This is a genomic window from Dyadobacter arcticus (genome assembly GCF_011762185.1).
In the GTDB taxonomy this organism is placed as follows: domain Bacteria; phylum Bacteroidota; class Bacteroidia; order Cytophagales; family Spirosomataceae; genus Dyadobacter; species Dyadobacter arcticus.
The window spans coordinates 1,222,871-1,238,479 of record NZ_JAASQJ010000001.1 but is presented as its reverse complement, the minus strand read 5'-3'; the positions used below and the strand labels follow the sequence as shown (position 1 = coordinate 1,238,479).

At 43.3% G+C, this 15,609-nt stretch carries 12 protein-coding genes; 5 read left to right on the top strand and 7 right to left on the bottom strand.

From position 1 onward, the window contains the following. Positions 1 to 3 precede the first annotated feature (3 nt). Positions 4 to 3,117, bottom strand: coding sequence for a SusC/RagA family TonB-linked outer membrane protein (locus FHS68_RS05245; protein ID WP_208408166.1), 3,114 nt, complete (start codon positions 3,115 to 3,117; stop codon positions 4 to 6). Positions 3,118 to 3,337: 220 nt separating this feature from the next. Between FHS68_RS05245 and FHS68_RS05240 the strand changes: the two genes are divergently transcribed. The 4 genes from FHS68_RS05240 to FHS68_RS05225 are packed head-to-tail and all read left to right on the top strand — an operon-like array spanning position 3,338 to position 6,032. Continuing rightward, a complete protein-coding gene (locus FHS68_RS05240; protein ID WP_167267851.1) occupies positions 3,338 to 3,706 on the top strand; it encodes a BlaI/MecI/CopY family transcriptional regulator in 369 nt (122 codons plus the stop codon). A 32-nt stretch (positions 3,707 to 3,738) separates the two neighbouring features. Then, positions 3,739 to 5,517: a M56 family metallopeptidase gene (locus tag FHS68_RS05235; protein WP_167267849.1), complete on the top strand. Its 1,779-nt coding sequence runs from the start codon at positions 3,739 to 3,741 to the stop codon at positions 5,515 to 5,517. A gap of 57 nt (positions 5,518 to 5,574) precedes the next feature. Then, on the top strand, positions 5,575 to 5,772 hold the full coding sequence (locus FHS68_RS05230; RefSeq protein WP_167267848.1) for a DUF2683 family protein: 198 nt from the start codon (positions 5,575 to 5,577) through the stop codon (positions 5,770 to 5,772). After that, positions 5,769 to 6,032, top strand: coding sequence for a Txe/YoeB family addiction module toxin (locus tag FHS68_RS05225; RefSeq protein ID WP_167267846.1), 264 nt, complete (start codon positions 5,769 to 5,771; stop codon positions 6,030 to 6,032). The genes FHS68_RS05230 and FHS68_RS05225 overlap by 4 nt, the downstream gene beginning before the upstream one ends. 50 nt (positions 6,033 to 6,082) lie before the next feature. Here the strand turns inward: FHS68_RS05225 and FHS68_RS05220 are convergent, their stop codons facing one another. The 6 genes from FHS68_RS05220 to FHS68_RS05195 all read right to left on the bottom strand — a co-directional run bounded on the left by FHS68_RS05220 (position 6,083) and on the right by FHS68_RS05195 (position 15,016). Further along, positions 6,083 to 7,846, bottom strand: coding sequence for a phospho-sugar mutase (locus FHS68_RS05220; protein ID WP_167267844.1), 1,764 nt, complete (start codon positions 7,844 to 7,846; stop codon positions 6,083 to 6,085). 58 nt (positions 7,847 to 7,904) lie between these two features. Then, positions 7,905 to 10,595 carry an MGH1-like glycoside hydrolase domain-containing protein gene (locus tag FHS68_RS05215; protein WP_167267843.1) on the bottom strand — a complete coding sequence of 897 codons (2,691 nt, stop codon included), beginning with the start codon at positions 10,593 to 10,595 and terminating at the stop codon, positions 7,905 to 7,907. A 51-nt stretch (positions 10,596 to 10,646) separates the two neighbouring features. Continuing rightward, positions 10,647 to 12,362 carry a D-alanine--D-alanine ligase family protein gene (locus tag FHS68_RS05210; protein ID WP_167267841.1) on the bottom strand — a complete coding sequence of 572 codons (1,716 nt, stop codon included), beginning with the start codon at positions 12,360 to 12,362 and terminating at the stop codon, positions 10,647 to 10,649. Positions 12,363 to 12,524: 162 nt separating this feature from the next. Further along, positions 12,525 to 12,782, bottom strand: coding sequence for a NifU family protein (locus tag FHS68_RS05205; RefSeq protein ID WP_167267840.1), 258 nt, complete (start codon positions 12,780 to 12,782; stop codon positions 12,525 to 12,527). 66 nt (positions 12,783 to 12,848) lie between these two features. Further along, a complete protein-coding gene (locus FHS68_RS05200) occupies positions 12,849 to 13,955 on the bottom strand; it encodes an Mrp/NBP35 family ATP-binding protein (protein ID WP_167267838.1) in 1,107 nt (368 codons plus the stop codon). Between the two features lie 62 nt (positions 13,956 to 14,017). Continuing rightward, complete coding sequence (locus FHS68_RS05195; RefSeq protein WP_167267837.1) at positions 14,018 to 15,016, bottom strand: GSCFA domain-containing protein; 999 nt, start codon at positions 15,014 to 15,016, stop codon at positions 14,018 to 14,020. A gap of 120 nt (positions 15,017 to 15,136) precedes the next feature. Here FHS68_RS05195 and FHS68_RS05190 point away from each other — a divergent pair, with 120 nt between their 5' ends. Next, positions 15,137 to 15,577, top strand: coding sequence for a DUF6934 family protein (locus FHS68_RS05190; RefSeq protein WP_167267835.1), 441 nt, complete (start codon positions 15,137 to 15,139; stop codon positions 15,575 to 15,577). The last annotated feature ends 32 nt before the right edge of the window (positions 15,578 to 15,609 follow it).

Sequence of the window (15,609 nt, the reverse complement as noted above, 5' to 3'; positions counted from 1 at the left end):
ATCTTAGAAATTAGCATTAATACCGAATTGAAAACTCCTTGTGGCCGGGTTGTTTCGTCCGACAAAACCAATCAGGTTGGTTCCCGAACCGAAAGTCAAAGCCTCGGGATCATAACCTCTGAATGGTGTGTTTAAAAATAAATTCGTAGCAGTGAGACTGAACCTGACGCCGCCCGCAAAAACCGTTTTGGCAATAATGTTTTTTGGCAAAGCATAATTAAGGTTGACCGTCCGCAGCCTGAACCACGAACCGTCCTGAATGTTGAATTGGGCCGAATTACCGAGATACCGAGCCGTGGAAGGATTATAAAATGCATCGTCCAGGACAACTTTCTTAGTATTGGGCACATAGGTAACTTGTCCATCTGCTGATTTTTGTTCAACAACACCTTTAAAAACAACCTGTTCATAACGCTTTTCGGTGATCTTGATAGAGCCGGCGCGGAAAGCATTTCGCTCACCCAAATCTACCACATCGCCTCCCTGCCGCCATTCAAGCAGGAGTGACAGTCCCAAACCTTTGTAATTGAAACTATTTGTCAACCCGGCTGTCCAGTCCGGCAATGCATTACCGTATTGAGTGGTGGTAAGGCTTGTCAATGGATAACCGTTGCCCTGGATCAGCAATTGTCCGTCCGGTGCGCGGAGGTAGTCGAGTCCCCACAAATCGCCAACTTTGCTTCCTTCCCGTACTTTCAAAACGCCTCTACTACCATTGTCGAAGTAGGCGATCTCTTCAAGTTCGTCCGGCATTTCAACTACCCTACCTGACATTTTGGTGAAATTGAGGGACATATCCCAATTGAATTTGGCCGATTGGACGGGTTTGAGCGAAAGCAGCAACTCTAGTCCCTTGTTGCGGATGAGACCAATGTTGGTATAATAAAAAGAGTATCCTGAAACATTGGAAACCGGGGCGCGGACGATCTGATCCTTGCTATCCATCTTGAAATAAGTTGCATCAACCATCAGCCGGTTTTTGAAGAACCTCAATTCGGTACCAAATTCAATGGAAGTTGTTCGTTCGGGTTTGAGATTATCGGCGGCTGTGGTAGGACGACGCACATAACCCGGCACCGAATTCCCGAACGGAAAATTATCCGTCAGTTCGTAATAAGCCCCGATCACATAAGGATCCGTGCCTTTTCCGACCTGCGCCCAGGAAGCGCGCAGCTTGCCGTAAGACAGAATGTTGTTTTTAGGAAGGTTTTCGGTAAAAATGTAACCCGCGCTGAAAGAAGGATAGAAGAATGAGTTATTGGCTACGGGCAATGTCGAAACAATGTCATTTCTGCCCGTGACATTCAAATAAAGCATTTCCTTATAACTCAGCTTGGCATCGCCAAAGAAACTGACAATACGGTATTGCAATGGCGAATACAAGCGTTTTTGCTGATTCCGATAACTGCTGATTTCACCCGTAAAAGGTGGTTTCCAGCCTTCTCCCCTTTCATAATAACTTTCAGGCCTTTTGCTATCCACAATTGAATTCCCTACCATCAGCGAACCTGTCCAGTTTTCGCCGAAATGTTTGGTTGCGGTAACATAAAGGTTAGAATTGATCTCTCGATAATTGATGAATTCCTTAATCAGAAAACCCTTAACCGCCGTCCCGACATCAAATGTACTATCGACCTGCCTGCTTCTACGCTCATTGAAGCCGTCAAAGGTAACCTGGTACTTGGCTGTAAGCCAGTCGGTTATATTGTAATTCAGCGTTACATCCGCTATGTAACGATTGACTTTGTCAACCCGCGGGCTTTTTTCGACCAAATAACGTGGATTGTCTGTGAACCCGGGCAGCAGGTTTTTGTAAGTTCCGTCTGCATTGAGGTAATCGTTCACATCATACGTATTGGGCCAGTAGGACAATGCGCTGAAAATGGATTTATCACCAGCTGGCGGTCTTTTTCCGCCGGATCTGATGTAATTTAATGAGCCCGAAACCGAGAATTTGTCGGTCAGGTTGTAAGTCCCGGCAATCTTACCGGATGTTCTTGCGAAGTCTGTTGTGGGCACAATTCCTTGCTGATAGTTATGGCCAATGGAAAAATAAATGTTCCCTTTTTCACCTCCTTTGGTAATCGAAATATTGTTATTGGTCCGGAAACCAGTCTGGTAAAATCCGCGAAAGTTATCGTAAATTTTATCCGTGGTATTGTCAATAACAGAAGGGCCAAATGATTGATAAGGAGTGCGTTGCCTCACTTCTGTCGGTGAGATAAACTCCCCGAACCTGCCTTGCAGAAAGCGAGTTTGAATATCCGGTGATTTGCCCAAAACATCCACGCCACCGGATGCGGAAACAGAAATGTTCAGCTTCCCTGATTTCCCCCTTTTGGTAGTGATGATAATGGCCCCATTGGATGCCCTCAGCCCATACAATGCGGTTGCTGCCGGCCCCTTCAAAACCGAAATGCTTTCAATATCATCGGGGTTGATATCTGCGGCACGGTTGGTATTTGCGAATTGCTCCGATGCGCCGGGGGAAGCTGTTCCTGCACTTGGAAGCGGATTTCCGGCGGTGGTTGAATTGCTGATAATGATCCCATCGATTACGAAAAGAGGCTGATTATCTGCGCTTCCGCTTAAAGACGTGATCCCGCGAAGGATAATGTTGACGCCTGCGCCCGGTGCACCACCAGAACCCGTGATGATTGCGCCTGCTACTTTGCCCTGCAACGCGCCGACGACATTAGGATCTCCTGAATTTTTGATTTCATCGGACTTGATAGATTGGACCGAATAACCAATCGACCGCTTTTCCTGCGTTTGTCCTAATGCGGTAACGACTACCTCATTAAGTACAGAAACGTCGGGTTCCAGCCTGGTATTAATGACCTTTTTGCTGCCAACCGCCACTTCCATTTTTTTAAATCCAATAAAACTGAAAACCAACGTCCCTGCAGAACCAACGGAAATCGTGTAGTCGCCCTTTTCATTCGTTAACGTGCCTTGCGAGCTGCCCTTGACACTCACGCTAACCCCCGGAATTTCAGTCCCGCCGGGGTCTGTAACCTTCCCGGTGATCGTTGCATTTTGCCCTTTTGCCGCGTTTGCAATGAAAGCTAATGCCAGCAAAAAAGCCCATAACTTGTTGTGAAGTAGTCTGTTCATTATCAATAATTAAGAGGTTGTGGAAAAATAAACTGTTTAAGTTGCAATGAATTCTTAAAAAAGTAACAAATAATCGGAAGTTTACATAAACTGCTAGTAGCAACATATACCTACCGTTATAAAAAATCCGGATTTCTTACTTAGACGTCAGGTCACAAAAAAAGTAACGCTACTAGAAAAATAGTTTGTTAACTATAAAAATAGTTTTTACTATTGCGGTATGGAATTAGAAAAATTGACGAATAAAGAAGAGGAGGTAATGCAGGTGCTTTGGAATTTAAAAAGTGCTTTTGTCAAAGATATGTTGCCCCTTTTTACAGAGCCAAAACTACATTACAACACTTTATCGACCATTATTCGCAACCTGGAAGATAAGGGTTATGTGGATCACAGGCAGTTTGGAAACACCTATGAATATTTTCCGACGGTCGATAAAATGGCTTATCAAAATCATTTTGTGCTTGGTAAAGTAGTCGGAAATTATTTTAACGATTCGTACAAAGATCTTGTCGCCTACTTTGCAAAAAATGAAAAAGTGACACCCGACGAGTTGCGGGAGATTGCCAAAATGATTGAAAAAGGAGAGTAAATATCAATGTTCCACCATTCATATGCTTGACTATGCTGTTCCCCTATCTTTTGAAAGTCAGTCTTTTGCTTGGCGTCCTTACGCTGGGCTACCGCTGGATGGTCCAGTTTGAAACCTACTCTAAATTCAATCGGCTATTGCTTTGGCTTAATGTACTGGCGGCCTGGTCGTTACCTCTTATTCCGCTGCCCAATTGGGGCCCGACCCGCATTCAGGCGGAATTCCATCAATCGATCCCAAAGATTGCACAAGCCGCACCGGCAGTGAAGCATAAAATTGCTGCCTACAATCCGGCGCCGACGGTGGTTAGCCACCAACGCCTTAGCTCGTTGAATCAGAAGTTAAAATCGCTTCATGTAATGCAATGGCTATTGGTCGTATACATTTCGGGCGTTCTGGTGCTGGCATCACATTTTTTTTATCAGGTAGGTGGGCTTGTTTGGGTACTCTTGCGATCTCCGAAAGAGAAATCGGATCGCAGAGTGGTTTTTGTGCGGAATCTGCGGAGCAATTCACCTTATTCATTTTTCCAATGGATCATTGTCAATCCGGAAAAGCACCAGCCCGGCGAGCTGCAACACATCATTGCCCACGAAACTGAACACGCATTGCAGTGGCATAGCCTGGACCTGCTGCTTGCAGAATTGCAGCGCATTGTGCTCTGGTTCAACCCATTTGCTTGGTTTCATCAAAAACTTGTACAAGCTAATCTGGAATATCTTGCTGATCGTGCTGTGCTGGATGGTGGTTTTGAAAGAAAGCAGTATCAATACAGTCTTTTAAATGCAATACTCTGCACAACAGAAGTTCCACTGACGACTTCATTTGCTCAATCTCTTCTTAAAAACCGGATCAAAATGATGAATAAGAAACCGTCGCATTACCTGGCCTGGGGTAAATATGCGCTTTTGCTCGCTGTGTTATATGTTTCATCAGCCTTTGTAGCTCCTTACACATTGACCTTAGTGAAATTGCCACCTTCCATTTTGCGACCTGCATTAAAGACATTGGCGACAAATGATAAGGTGAATTTTAAAGAAGTTTCATCGAAAATTCTTTCGCTTGGGCCGTCCAAAGCAGAGTCTCTTATTGAGGAATTAAAAAAGAAAACACCTGAAACAACTAAGGCAATTCAGCCATCGCGGAGCAAATGGGTTATAAAAAAGAATGATGCGCTCTTCTGGGTAATATCGCCATTGGCCACGTTGGATGATATTAATGAAATACGTAATGAAGTGAAAAGTTTCGATGCGGAATTGAATATCAATAGCATTGAGTACGACCCTTTGCAGAGTTTTATCGCCAGGATTACGGTTCATGTTAATGTAAAATCCGGAAGTAGCAGCACTGCAAAAGAAGGCACGGATAGGTATTCCCCAATGAAAGGAGAGTCGGGATATCTAACCAAATCCGGGTCCCTTGGAACGGGCAGCGTCCCTAACGAATTGGAAAAACAATTGCAAATGGATTATGAGAAGGCGCTGGCACTATCAAAGAAAAATGAGCCATACTATTTCGAAACACGATTGATGGAAAAGATCACTGCCCTGGGAAGTTCGTCTTCACATGCATTCGACAAAAATACTTTGAACGGCGCGGCAGCGGAATCTGCTTTTAGATACGATGGAGTTGGTAAATCGACAGATAATTTCCTGAAACTTGAACCGGAACATCGTAATTCTGAATTGTATCTCAATAGTAAACCTGCCACATTCACCGAACTTAATTCGTTATCCTTTGATCTTGTTAGGAGTATTAAGATCATCCGGGATGCGAGAGGGAAAAAGTATATGATTGTTTATACCAATTAAGCTTGTTTGTCAAACGTTTCGATTAGCCTTACATTTACAACAAACAAATTTGATCATATGGAAACATTGATTTTTCGACCAGATAGTAAAGAAAAATTGGAAGCTCTGAAAGCTTTTGCCAAAGCTTTGAAAATATCGTTTGCTACTGAAAAAAGCACTTATAACCCTGAATTTGTATCAAAAATTAAGGAAAGCAGGAAGCAATTTGAAAATGGCGAGCATAAGGTCATCGAGATCGAAGATCTTTGGAAATGATTAGAAAGCTGGATTTTTCCAAAAAAGCACAAGAAGATTTGCAATACTGGAAAAAGACCGGTAATCAAAAAATCCAGAAGAAAATAGAGGAAATATTAATATCCATGCGTGAAACGCCATTTCATGGTATCGGGAAGCCAGAGGCATTGAAGCACGAACTTTCGGGATCCTGGTCAAGAAGAATAGACCGTGAACATCGGATAGTTTACCAGATATTAGGCGATGTTATAAAAATTGAATCTTTAAAAGGGCATTATTAACAGAAAGAGGTCGACAAAAAATTGTCGACCTCTTTCAATGAATAAACTCTTTATTTCAAACCTAGCTCTTCACCGATCGCCTTCACTTTTTCTTTCAAACTTGCGTAGACATCATCAAAATCTTCATTCTTCTCCAATGCAGCACGAACGCCAACATAAAATTTGATCTTCGGTTCGGTACCGGAAGGGCGGCAGGTAAACTTGGTACCATCTTCGGTAAAAAACTGCAATACATTGGAAGACTCAATGCCCATTTCCCCGGAAGGGATGGAATGTGTTGTGTTACTGGTAAAGTCAACGGTGCTTAATGCTTTATAATCGTCCATTCGGATGACCGGTGATCCGGCCAAAGTTTTCGGAGGATTAGCCCGGAAATCTGCCATCATTTGCTGGATCTCATCCGCGCCGGATTTTCCTTTTCTGGTAAGTGAAATAAGACCTTCGTAATAGAAACCAAACTGCTTGTAGATTTCCATTAACATATCAAAAAGGCTCAGGCCTTTGTCTTTTGCATAAGCCGTAAGTTCCGCGATCATCGCGCAAGAAGCAATCGCATCTTTGTCACGAACTGCATCGCCGATCAGGTAGCCATAGCTTTCCTCCCCGCCTCCAATAAACTGCTCAATACCCTCTTTTTCCCTGATAACCTGGGCAATGTATTTGAAACCGGTCAGCGTGTTATAACATTTCACATCGTAAGATGCAGCCATCTTATCTATCAAATCGGTCGTTACAATGGTTTTGCAGACGAATTGTGAACCGGTCAACTTACCGGCATCTTTCCATGCATTCAGTAAATAATAGATCAGCACGCTGGCAGTCTGGTTACCATTAAGCAACTGGATTTCCCCGTGATGATTTTTAACAGCTATGCCAACACGGTCGGCGTCCGGATCAGTACCTAATACCAGATCGGCGTCAATTTCCTTTGCTTTTTCCACTGCTTTGGACATAGCTTCGCTTTCTTCGGGATTGGGATAAACCACCGTCGGAAACTGACCATTACCACCTGGTTCGGCCTGCTCCTCAATAACTGTAACAGCCTCAAAACCCATTTTGGCAAGAAGCTGCGGCACCAATGTAACTCCGGTTCCGTGCAATGGGGTGTAAACGATTTTTAAGCCTTTCTGACGTTCAATTGCATCTTTCGAAATGGACAGCGACAGAATATGGTCCATATATTTTTCATCGACGTCGGATCCGATTTTGATGATTTTGGAAGGATCACCCTCAAATTTCACATCATCAATAGACTCGATCGCATTTACTTCTCCGATAATGTTGGTATCGTGCGGCGCCACTACCTGCGAACCGTCATCCCAATACGCTTTATAACCATTGTATTCTTTTGGATTATGCGAAGCAGTGACCACTACCCCGCTTTTGCAGCCTAGCAATCGGATCGCAAAAGACAATTCAGGAGTTGGACGAAGCGCTTCAAACAAGTAGACTGTTATGCCATTGGAAGAGAAAATGTCTGCGATAATTTTAGCAAACTCGTCGGACTTAATACGGCTATCATAAGCAATAGCCACTTTTTTCTCTTCGTTAGGAAATGCTTTATTGAGGTAATTGGCCAATCCCTGTGTGGCAGTTCCAACAGTGTAGCGGTTCATGCGATTGGATCCAATGCCTATCAGACCGCGCAACCCACCTGTTCCAAATTCAAGGTCTTTATAGAAAGCATCGTTCAATTCTGTATCATTCCCTTCATCAATCAATTGTTGAATGGATTGTTTTGTATCGATATCGTAGTCGCCGTTGAGCCAACTATTCACTTTGGCCATTACACTCGTGTCCAATTGTGCAGTCATAATAAATGTTAGTAGATTAATTTAGAATTGAAACCTTAAATGTAAATATATACTGGAATTATTTACTTATTTCCAGTTCCTGTTTCTGCGTTTCTTTAACCGTTTCACTGGCAGTTTTGAGGATTAGTTCTGCAACAAGACCTGTCCAGCCAGTTTGGTGGCTCGCTCCGCAGCCTCGACCATTGTCTCCATGAAAATACTCGTAAAAAAGAACGTGGTCGTTGAAGTTGCTATCTCTTTGCATTTTCTCATCATGCCCATACACAGCGCGGTTACCCTCGGTATCTTTTTTGAAAATATCGATTAAGCGGCACGCTATGGCCATTGCTGCGTCCTTGATTGTAGCCAAATTCCCCGAATTCGTGGGATACTCCACCATAAAATCCTCTCCATAATAAGCATGGAATTTCATCAGCGAATCGAAAATCAGGTAGTTCAATGGAAACCAGATCGGGCCGCGCCAGTTGGAGTTTCCGCCCATAATGTCGGTCAATGCCTCGGCAGGAGTATAATCTACCTGCAACACTTCTCCATTGATATAGAATTTGTATGGATTGTCTTCATGATATTTGGACAATGCCCTTACGCCAAAATCGGATAGAAATTCGGTTTCGTCCAGCATCCGCTTCATGATCATTTTCATACGGTGACCACGCAGGATGGATAGTAAACGGTTCTCACCTTTTCCGGATTCAAACCAACGGGAAATTAACCGGGCCAGGTCGGGACGGTTCGCCAAAACCCATTCTACCCGACGTTTGAACATCGGTAATTTATCCAGATTCTGAGGATCAAGGATTTCGACGGCAAACAATGGGATAAGCCCAACGATGGAGCGCACTTTTAACAGGATACTCTGCCCGTTTGGAATATGGATCACATCATAGTAAAATTGATCTTCCTCATCCCAAAGACTGATGGACGAATTTTTACCGCCAATGGATTCCATAGCTCCCGCAATGTGCAGAAAGTGCTCAAAGAACTTGGAAGCCATATCCTGGTAAACTGGATGCACCAATGCAATTTCAACCGAAATCCGGAGCATATTGAGTGTATACATCGCCATCCAGCCGGTAGCATCGGCTTGCTGTAATTTTCCGCCAAATGGCATGGGGGTCGAACGATCGAAAACGCCAATGTTATCTAGGCCAAGAAAGCCTCCGCTGAAAATATTGTTTCCGGTATCGTCCTTTTGATTAACCCACCAGGTGAAGTTCAATAATAACTTGTGGAATATCTTCTCCAGGAATTGGATGTCTCCGATTCCGTTGTTTTGTTCGCGGTCGATCTCATAAACTTTCCAGGTTGCCCAGCCGTGAACAGGAGGATTAACATCCGAAAAATTCCATTCGTAAGCGGGAATTTGGCCGTTTGGATGCATGTAATATTCCCGCAACAGGATTTCAAGCTGTCGTTTCGCAAAATCTGCGTCAACTCTGGCCAACGGCACACAATGGAATGCAAGGTCCCAAGCTGCGAACCACGGATATTCCCACTTATCTGGCATGGAGATAATGTTGGCCGCATAAAGGTGTTTCCAGCCGGAATTACGCCCCCACTTTCTTCCCTGATTGGGCCCTGGTTGTGCGGGATCGCCTTTAAGCCATTCATAGACATTATAATAATAGAATTGCTTGCTCCAAAGCATTCCAGCGTACGCTTGCCGCTGGATCGACCTCAGATCAGAATTAGAAACATCTTTTTGAATATCATCATAGAAGTCATCAGCTTCACGGATCCTCTTTGCAAAAAGATCTTCAAAACCGCCGAACGGCTCTGATATTGAGTGATTTACATAGCGCAAACGAAATACGGCGCTTTCTCCTGCCTTAATGGTTTTGGTAAAACGGGCAGATGCCTTGGTGCCTATGTGGTTCGGATTGACGGTATTGCTTTTTCCTGAACTGACAATGTAATCGTTGATGCCATCTTTCGGGTAAGCCGTGTTATTGGCAGTTCCGTAAAGCTTTTTAAAGTTTGTTTCATTTTCACAAAACAACAACTCATCAGCATTGTCCAGATACATGTTGTACTTGCCGTGCTTGCGATGGGTAACTTCAATCAAACGGTTGGAGATACCGTTCATGATGGGCTTGTAATTGAAAGCCTCATATCCCCACGACCAGGTATTGCGAAACATAATGGTAGGCAAAACCGTAATCGGGGCATCCTCCGGACCGCGGTTGAAAACGGTCACTTTCATGAGTATATCCTCTTCGTCGGCCTTCGCATGTTCGATGAAAATATCAAAATATTCGTCTTTTTCGAAAACCCCGGTATCCATGATTTCATACTCAGGATCCGCCTTGCCTCTACGCCCGTTTTCCTGACGCAACTTCTCATAAGGAAACAATTCCTGCGGATACTTATAAAGCATTTTGGTGTAGGAATGCGTTGGCGTGCTGTCCAGGTAATAATACATTTCCTTCACATCCTCACCATGATTGGACTCGCGGTTGGTGAGTCCGAAAACACGCTCTTTAAGAATCTTATCCTTATGGTTCCAAAATCCGAATGACAGACAAATATGCTGCTTATTATCAGAAAAGCCGCCGATACCATCTTCTCCCCAGCGATAGGCTTTTGAAAGCGCCATTTCGTGCGTAATGTAATTCCAGGCATCCCCATTTCCGCTATAATCTTCACGTACTGTTCCCCATTGGCGTTCGGACAGGTAAGGACCCCATTTTTTCCAGCCCTTATTTTCTTTCTGAAGGCTTAACCTTACTTTTTCAGCGCCGTGTGCCATTAAGATCTCTTTTTTCGATAGGAATGAAATACAAAATACAATCTACAACATTTACGAAGGAAATGCCATCGAAGAAATGTCAGAATAAACGCTTACCTGATACGATACTTCGCCTGCATAAAACGCGGTGAGCGCTTTCGCTTTTTCAGAAGTCTCTACCAGTAGCGGATGTCTTTCAGTAAGTAATAATGCTTCTACATCAGCTACATACTCTTTGAACATCAGCGGATTTGTAAGCTTATAATATTTACCGTCTTCGGCATGCAGGACCGGTATTGGCTGAACTCTCCCAGCTGCATTCAGCTGGCCATATTTAAGCCTGGCTTGCCCATATTCCTGGTCATTTGATTCAAAAACAATGACTTTGGTCGGTTTTGTGACCGAATTGTTTGATATGATACTCGCATCTAATGTCTCTAAAAGGCTTCTGAGCCGCCAAGTGTTTTTCCCTGTCCGGATCCTTTCCCTGATGGATTGTCTCACCAAATACGTAAGTGCGTGGGTAACATTCAATCCAATTTCCGCCATTTGTTTGAAAATAAATGACGTTGGCGACATGCCGGGAATGGTATTGGGGTCGTGCAGCACAATGATGCCTTCCGGCGTCAGGAATCCATCGATACGGACACAAACGTCGATGCCCAATTGCTGGAACACTGCCGCGATTACCTTTTGAATTTCCTGGTTTTTTTCAAGTGAAGTGTCAACAGGAATACGTTTACGACTGGCCCCAGGTTTATATTTTGCATTAAAATCGAAAACCTTTACCATTTTGATCACTTCGCTTGGTGGTAACGCGAGCGGTTTTCCATCGTCAAACTGGATGCATCCACACGAAAATTCCTGCCCATTCACAAATTCCTCGATCAGAACCTGATCCTCTCCATTCAAGCTACTTATAAATGCATGCTCATTGTCATTGGTAAAATAAGTGTCCAGCTCACTAATCAGACTGGAAGGGTGATGGACGATCTTTCCATCTATTACGACCGGAAAACCAATTCCTTCATCCAAATTGGCTATTTTCTGTCCCCAGGCCAGTTTTTCAGCGCTATCCAGTGATTTCCAGGTTGTCTTATCTAATTCAATTTGAAAAAAACATTGGTTAACCGCAGAAATAAACTCTTCCAAAGAATCGTCTTTTACAATGGCGACCCCAATAGAGGATCCTTGATGCGGCGCTTTAATCACCAGTGGAAGACCTAGGTGTTTTTTAAGCACCTGAAAAAGGATCGGATACTCCCGCGGTACCCATTGTTCGTAACGCAAAGTCCAGCTTTTCTTTTGCTGCCCGTTCACGAGCGCGATCATTTCATTTTGAAGGATCTTATCGATCCCCACCGCGGAGCCCATTAAACCAGGCCCGCTATATGGAATCTTATACCATTCAAGCAATCCCTGAATAGCCCCGTCTTCACAATCTGGTCCGTGCATGGCGAGAAACGCAAAATCGAAATGTTCTTTGAACTGCGATGGAGTTAAAATAACCCCGATTTCAGCGGGTATGGGCTGGTCGACGAGTTCAGGAAAAGATTCAATATATGTTCTAAAACCGTCCTTTTGATTGCTTTTGACAGGATAAAACTCCCTTATCTCAGTTGCGTACATCAGCTCATTTTCGAGCAGGATGAAGCGGCCAAAGCTATCTACAAAAACAGGAACCGGTTCAAAAAGAGATTTATCTAAATATTCAAAAGCTGTTTTTCCTCCCGCAAATGAAATTTCCCTTTCACGGGAAGGACCTCCAAAAAAGATTCCGATACGCATATTTTAGATTCCGGATTGATGCATTTTATTCGTTGTTGCAATATAAGCCACTAATCAAGACGAATCAATTTCTGAGGTAAACCCAATGGATTTTTAAGCAAAAAAAGCAGTTACCTGTTCAGGAAACTGCTTTTTGAGTTATTATACGAACTATTCGAAGTTTTAAGCCAACTCAGGAATGTTAATCGATACCACTTTTGTAACATAAGGAACTGCCTTTCTGATTGATTCTTCAAGGCCTGCGCGGAACGTCATTGCGCTCATCGGGCAGCTTTGACAAGATCCCTGCAATTCTAATTTAACAATTAGATCATCCGTCACCTCAATCAATTTCACATCACCACCATCCGCATGCAAATACGGACGTACGGTCTCGAGCGCCTGCTCTATAAGCTCAATCGTTCTCTCTTTTGAATCCATTTTTACGAAAATCTATTTGCTAATATGCATGAATATATTCAAAAAATCAAATACAGCGACAGTCCGCTAAACCTGAATTTCCACTGCCCTTGTTTTCTCGCGGGATGCATTTCTGATAGCTACCTGCTGAGCAAGTGACTCTGCTGCATCACGAAATGCGTCGTTCACAACCGGATTGGTGTCCATTACAGCCGGTCGGCCTTCATCTCCCGCTTCCCGGATTCCCTGTACCAATGGAATCTGGCCCAGTAAAGGAACATCAAATTTGTCAGCAAGAGATTGTCCACCCCCTTTTCCAAAAATAAAATACTGATGATCAGGAAGTTCCTCGGGCGTAAACCAGGCCATGTTTTCAATGATACCTAAAATAGGAACATTGATCTGCGGTTGTTTAAACATTGCTAAACCTTTAATGGCATCTGCCAAAGCGACTTTCTGAGGGGTAGTAACAATTACGGCACCAGTTACGGGCACGGTTTGAACAAGCGTTAAATGGATATCACTCGTGCCGGGAGGAAGGTCGATTAGAAGGTAATCCAATTCACCCCAATCTGTGTCACCAAAAAACTGTTTCAAAGCCTGACTAGCCATGGGTCCCCGCCAAACTACCGCACTATCTGGTGGTGTCAGAAAACCAATGGAAATCATTTTGATCCCGTATTGCCGGATCGGATTAATGTAGTTTTTGCCATCTTTTGGTGTGATCGTTGGCTGCATATCCTGCGCACCGAACATTATAGGAATAGATGGACCTGAAATATCGGCATCAATGATCCCCACTTTTGCCCCTGAACGGTGTAAAGCCATCGCAAGATTAGCGGTCACCGTTGATTTCCCAACACCGCCTTTTCCTGACGATATAGCGATTACATTCTTAACTCCCGGAATCAGCGGCCCCGAATGCCTACTCGTGGTCACATTGGCTGTTAAATTGATAACAACCTCAACATCAGGGCTTAAATGCTCGTGAATAGCAGCTTCACAATTTCTTTTGATCAATTCTTTGAGGGGACAAGCCGGGGTTGTGAGCACAACCGTAAAACGGACCTGGTTAACGCCGACCTCAATATCCTGGATCATTCCAAGCGTCACCAGGTCCTTTTTAAGATCCGGTTCTTCTACGGTGCTTAATGCTTGTAAAACTTTTTCTTTATTGATTGTAAATTCTCCCATTATATTGGTTGAGGACTTCGACTGATACTATGCAACACTAAATCTGGTCAATGAGTTTGATCTTATACGGGAAATTCGGCCACTCTTCTTTCTATCTCTGCCAGCTCTTTGGAAACATTCACATTTCCGGAAATTGAATTCAGCTTGTTCCGGATCGACAACAGCAGATTAAGTTGTCCTGGCGTGGGGCCATGTAGCGGCCTGTGTTCCATTGCGTGAATGATGTGATCCCATTCCTTCATAAAATCAATCGCTTCCGGACTCAGATATGTTTCAGCGAATTTATTGAAAATATAGTCTTCAGCCGTCTTGCTTGGATGAATGAGGTCTTCCTTATAGAAGCGATAGTCACGCAATTCATCGAGCAAGATTTCATAAGAAGGGAAATAGTCATTATGCTTGTATTTTTCAGATAACCTGTGGCAAACCAATCTTAATGTTGATTTACTAACCTGATTTAATGCTAGTGTGTCTTTTGTGTGCCGTACGGGACTCACTGTCAGAATGATCCTGAGTTCGCGCCGGAACGCTTGTAGTTTCTGAAGTATTTGCTCTAATGCAATGCTGATTTGATCGGGATGAAGTAATTCTTTCACAAATTGATCAGCGGCCAGTTTATGGCAGTTTCCGATGATCTGATTGGTTTTTTTATGTCGGTAGGCGTATGCTGTTCCCAGCGTAATGACCATTACATTCGCTTCTTTCAAAAATACCTTAACCGACATCAATTGCTCTGTCAACTTCGATTCAAGGGCTGCTCTATTTGTGCCCCACTGCGATGAATGAAAATCATGGTGGAGCCATATTTGATCTGAACTTTCAACAAATAAATCCGAATTCGGTTTTCTGTCCTCAATTGCAGAATCTAAAATTTTACTGATTGCCAACGGATTGAAGACCGTTCCGAATGGGTTGTTCTGAACATTTAATTTGTAATGTGATAACTGCGCTCCCAATACTTCGGCAAAGCAAGAACCGATGGTCAGAACCTTGGAATGATGGCTGATCTTCCAATCGGATGGCTTTATGTTAACCTCGGTTGTAAACTTAAATTCTTTCATTGGTTGAAACTTGATTACCAGCAAAAGTAACAGGTCGATTCAACCTCCGGACGTATTTCCATTTTTGTCTAAAATGTTCTAAGTTTGGTACAATTGTTACGCACACTTACCTCCAACAGAATGAATGAAAATGGTTATCCTTTTAAGCTATCACGTGAACAGCTTTATTATGAGTTTGTCAGTGTCAGTAAAGAAAAACAAGTTCAAAAGATCGTTTTGATAAGTCGCACAGATGTCGCCGGAATATATAATTTGGCTCTGCTTGATGTTCTGTCTGATGGCAGCTTGTGCGATATTTCGGAAACAAACAACAACGACCTGCGGATAGTTATTGCCACAGTCATTAAAATAATGGGTGATTTTTTAACCAAAAATTCCAATTCCTACGTAATTTTCAGAGGGAGTGATTCCAGGAGACAAAGGCTTTATAGTATTGTAATAGGAAGAGAGTTAGTTGAATTTTCTAAAGTTTACGAAGTATATGGTGTAAAAGACGGCGTTCGGTATCCGTTTTCTGTCAATAATTCCTACGAATTTTACCTAATTAAAAAGAAATTATGAAAGTTTCAAAAAAGAATCTGCCCCTGGAGAAG

Excerpts from the sequence above, each read along its gene's own strand:
- FHS68_RS05245 (WP_208408166.1), bottom strand. The coding sequence starts at position 3,117 with ATGAACAGACTACTTCACAACAAGTTATGGGCTTTTTTGCTGGCATTA.
- FHS68_RS05240 (WP_167267851.1), top strand. The coding sequence starts at position 3,338 with ATGGAATTAGAAAAATTGACGAATAAAGAAGAGGAGGTAATGCAGGTG.
- FHS68_RS05235 (WP_167267849.1), top strand. The coding sequence starts at position 3,739 with ATGCTGTTCCCCTATCTTTTGAAAGTCAGTCTTTTGCTTGGCGTCCTT.
- FHS68_RS05230 (WP_167267848.1), top strand. The coding sequence starts at position 5,575 with ATGGAAACATTGATTTTTCGACCAGATAGTAAAGAAAAATTGGAAGCT.
- FHS68_RS05225 (WP_167267846.1), top strand. The coding sequence starts at position 5,769 with ATGATTAGAAAGCTGGATTTTTCCAAAAAAGCACAAGAAGATTTGCAA.
- FHS68_RS05220 (WP_167267844.1), bottom strand. The coding sequence starts at position 7,846 with ATGACTGCACAATTGGACACGAGTGTAATGGCCAAAGTGAATAGTTGG.
- FHS68_RS05215 (WP_167267843.1), bottom strand. The coding sequence starts at position 10,595 with ATGGCACACGGCGCTGAAAAAGTAAGGTTAAGCCTTCAGAAAGAAAAT.
- FHS68_RS05210 (WP_167267841.1), bottom strand. The coding sequence starts at position 12,362 with ATGCGTATCGGAATCTTTTTTGGAGGTCCTTCCCGTGAAAGGGAAATT.
- FHS68_RS05205 (WP_167267840.1), bottom strand. The coding sequence starts at position 12,782 with ATGGATTCAAAAGAGAGAACGATTGAGCTTATAGAGCAGGCGCTCGAG.
- FHS68_RS05200 (WP_167267838.1), bottom strand. The coding sequence starts at position 13,955 with ATGGGAGAATTTACAATCAATAAAGAAAAAGTTTTACAAGCATTAAGC.
- FHS68_RS05195 (WP_167267837.1), bottom strand. The coding sequence starts at position 15,016 with ATGAAAGAATTTAAGTTTACAACCGAGGTTAACATAAAGCCATCCGAT.
- FHS68_RS05190 (WP_167267835.1), top strand. The coding sequence starts at position 15,137 with ATGAATGAAAATGGTTATCCTTTTAAGCTATCACGTGAACAGCTTTAT.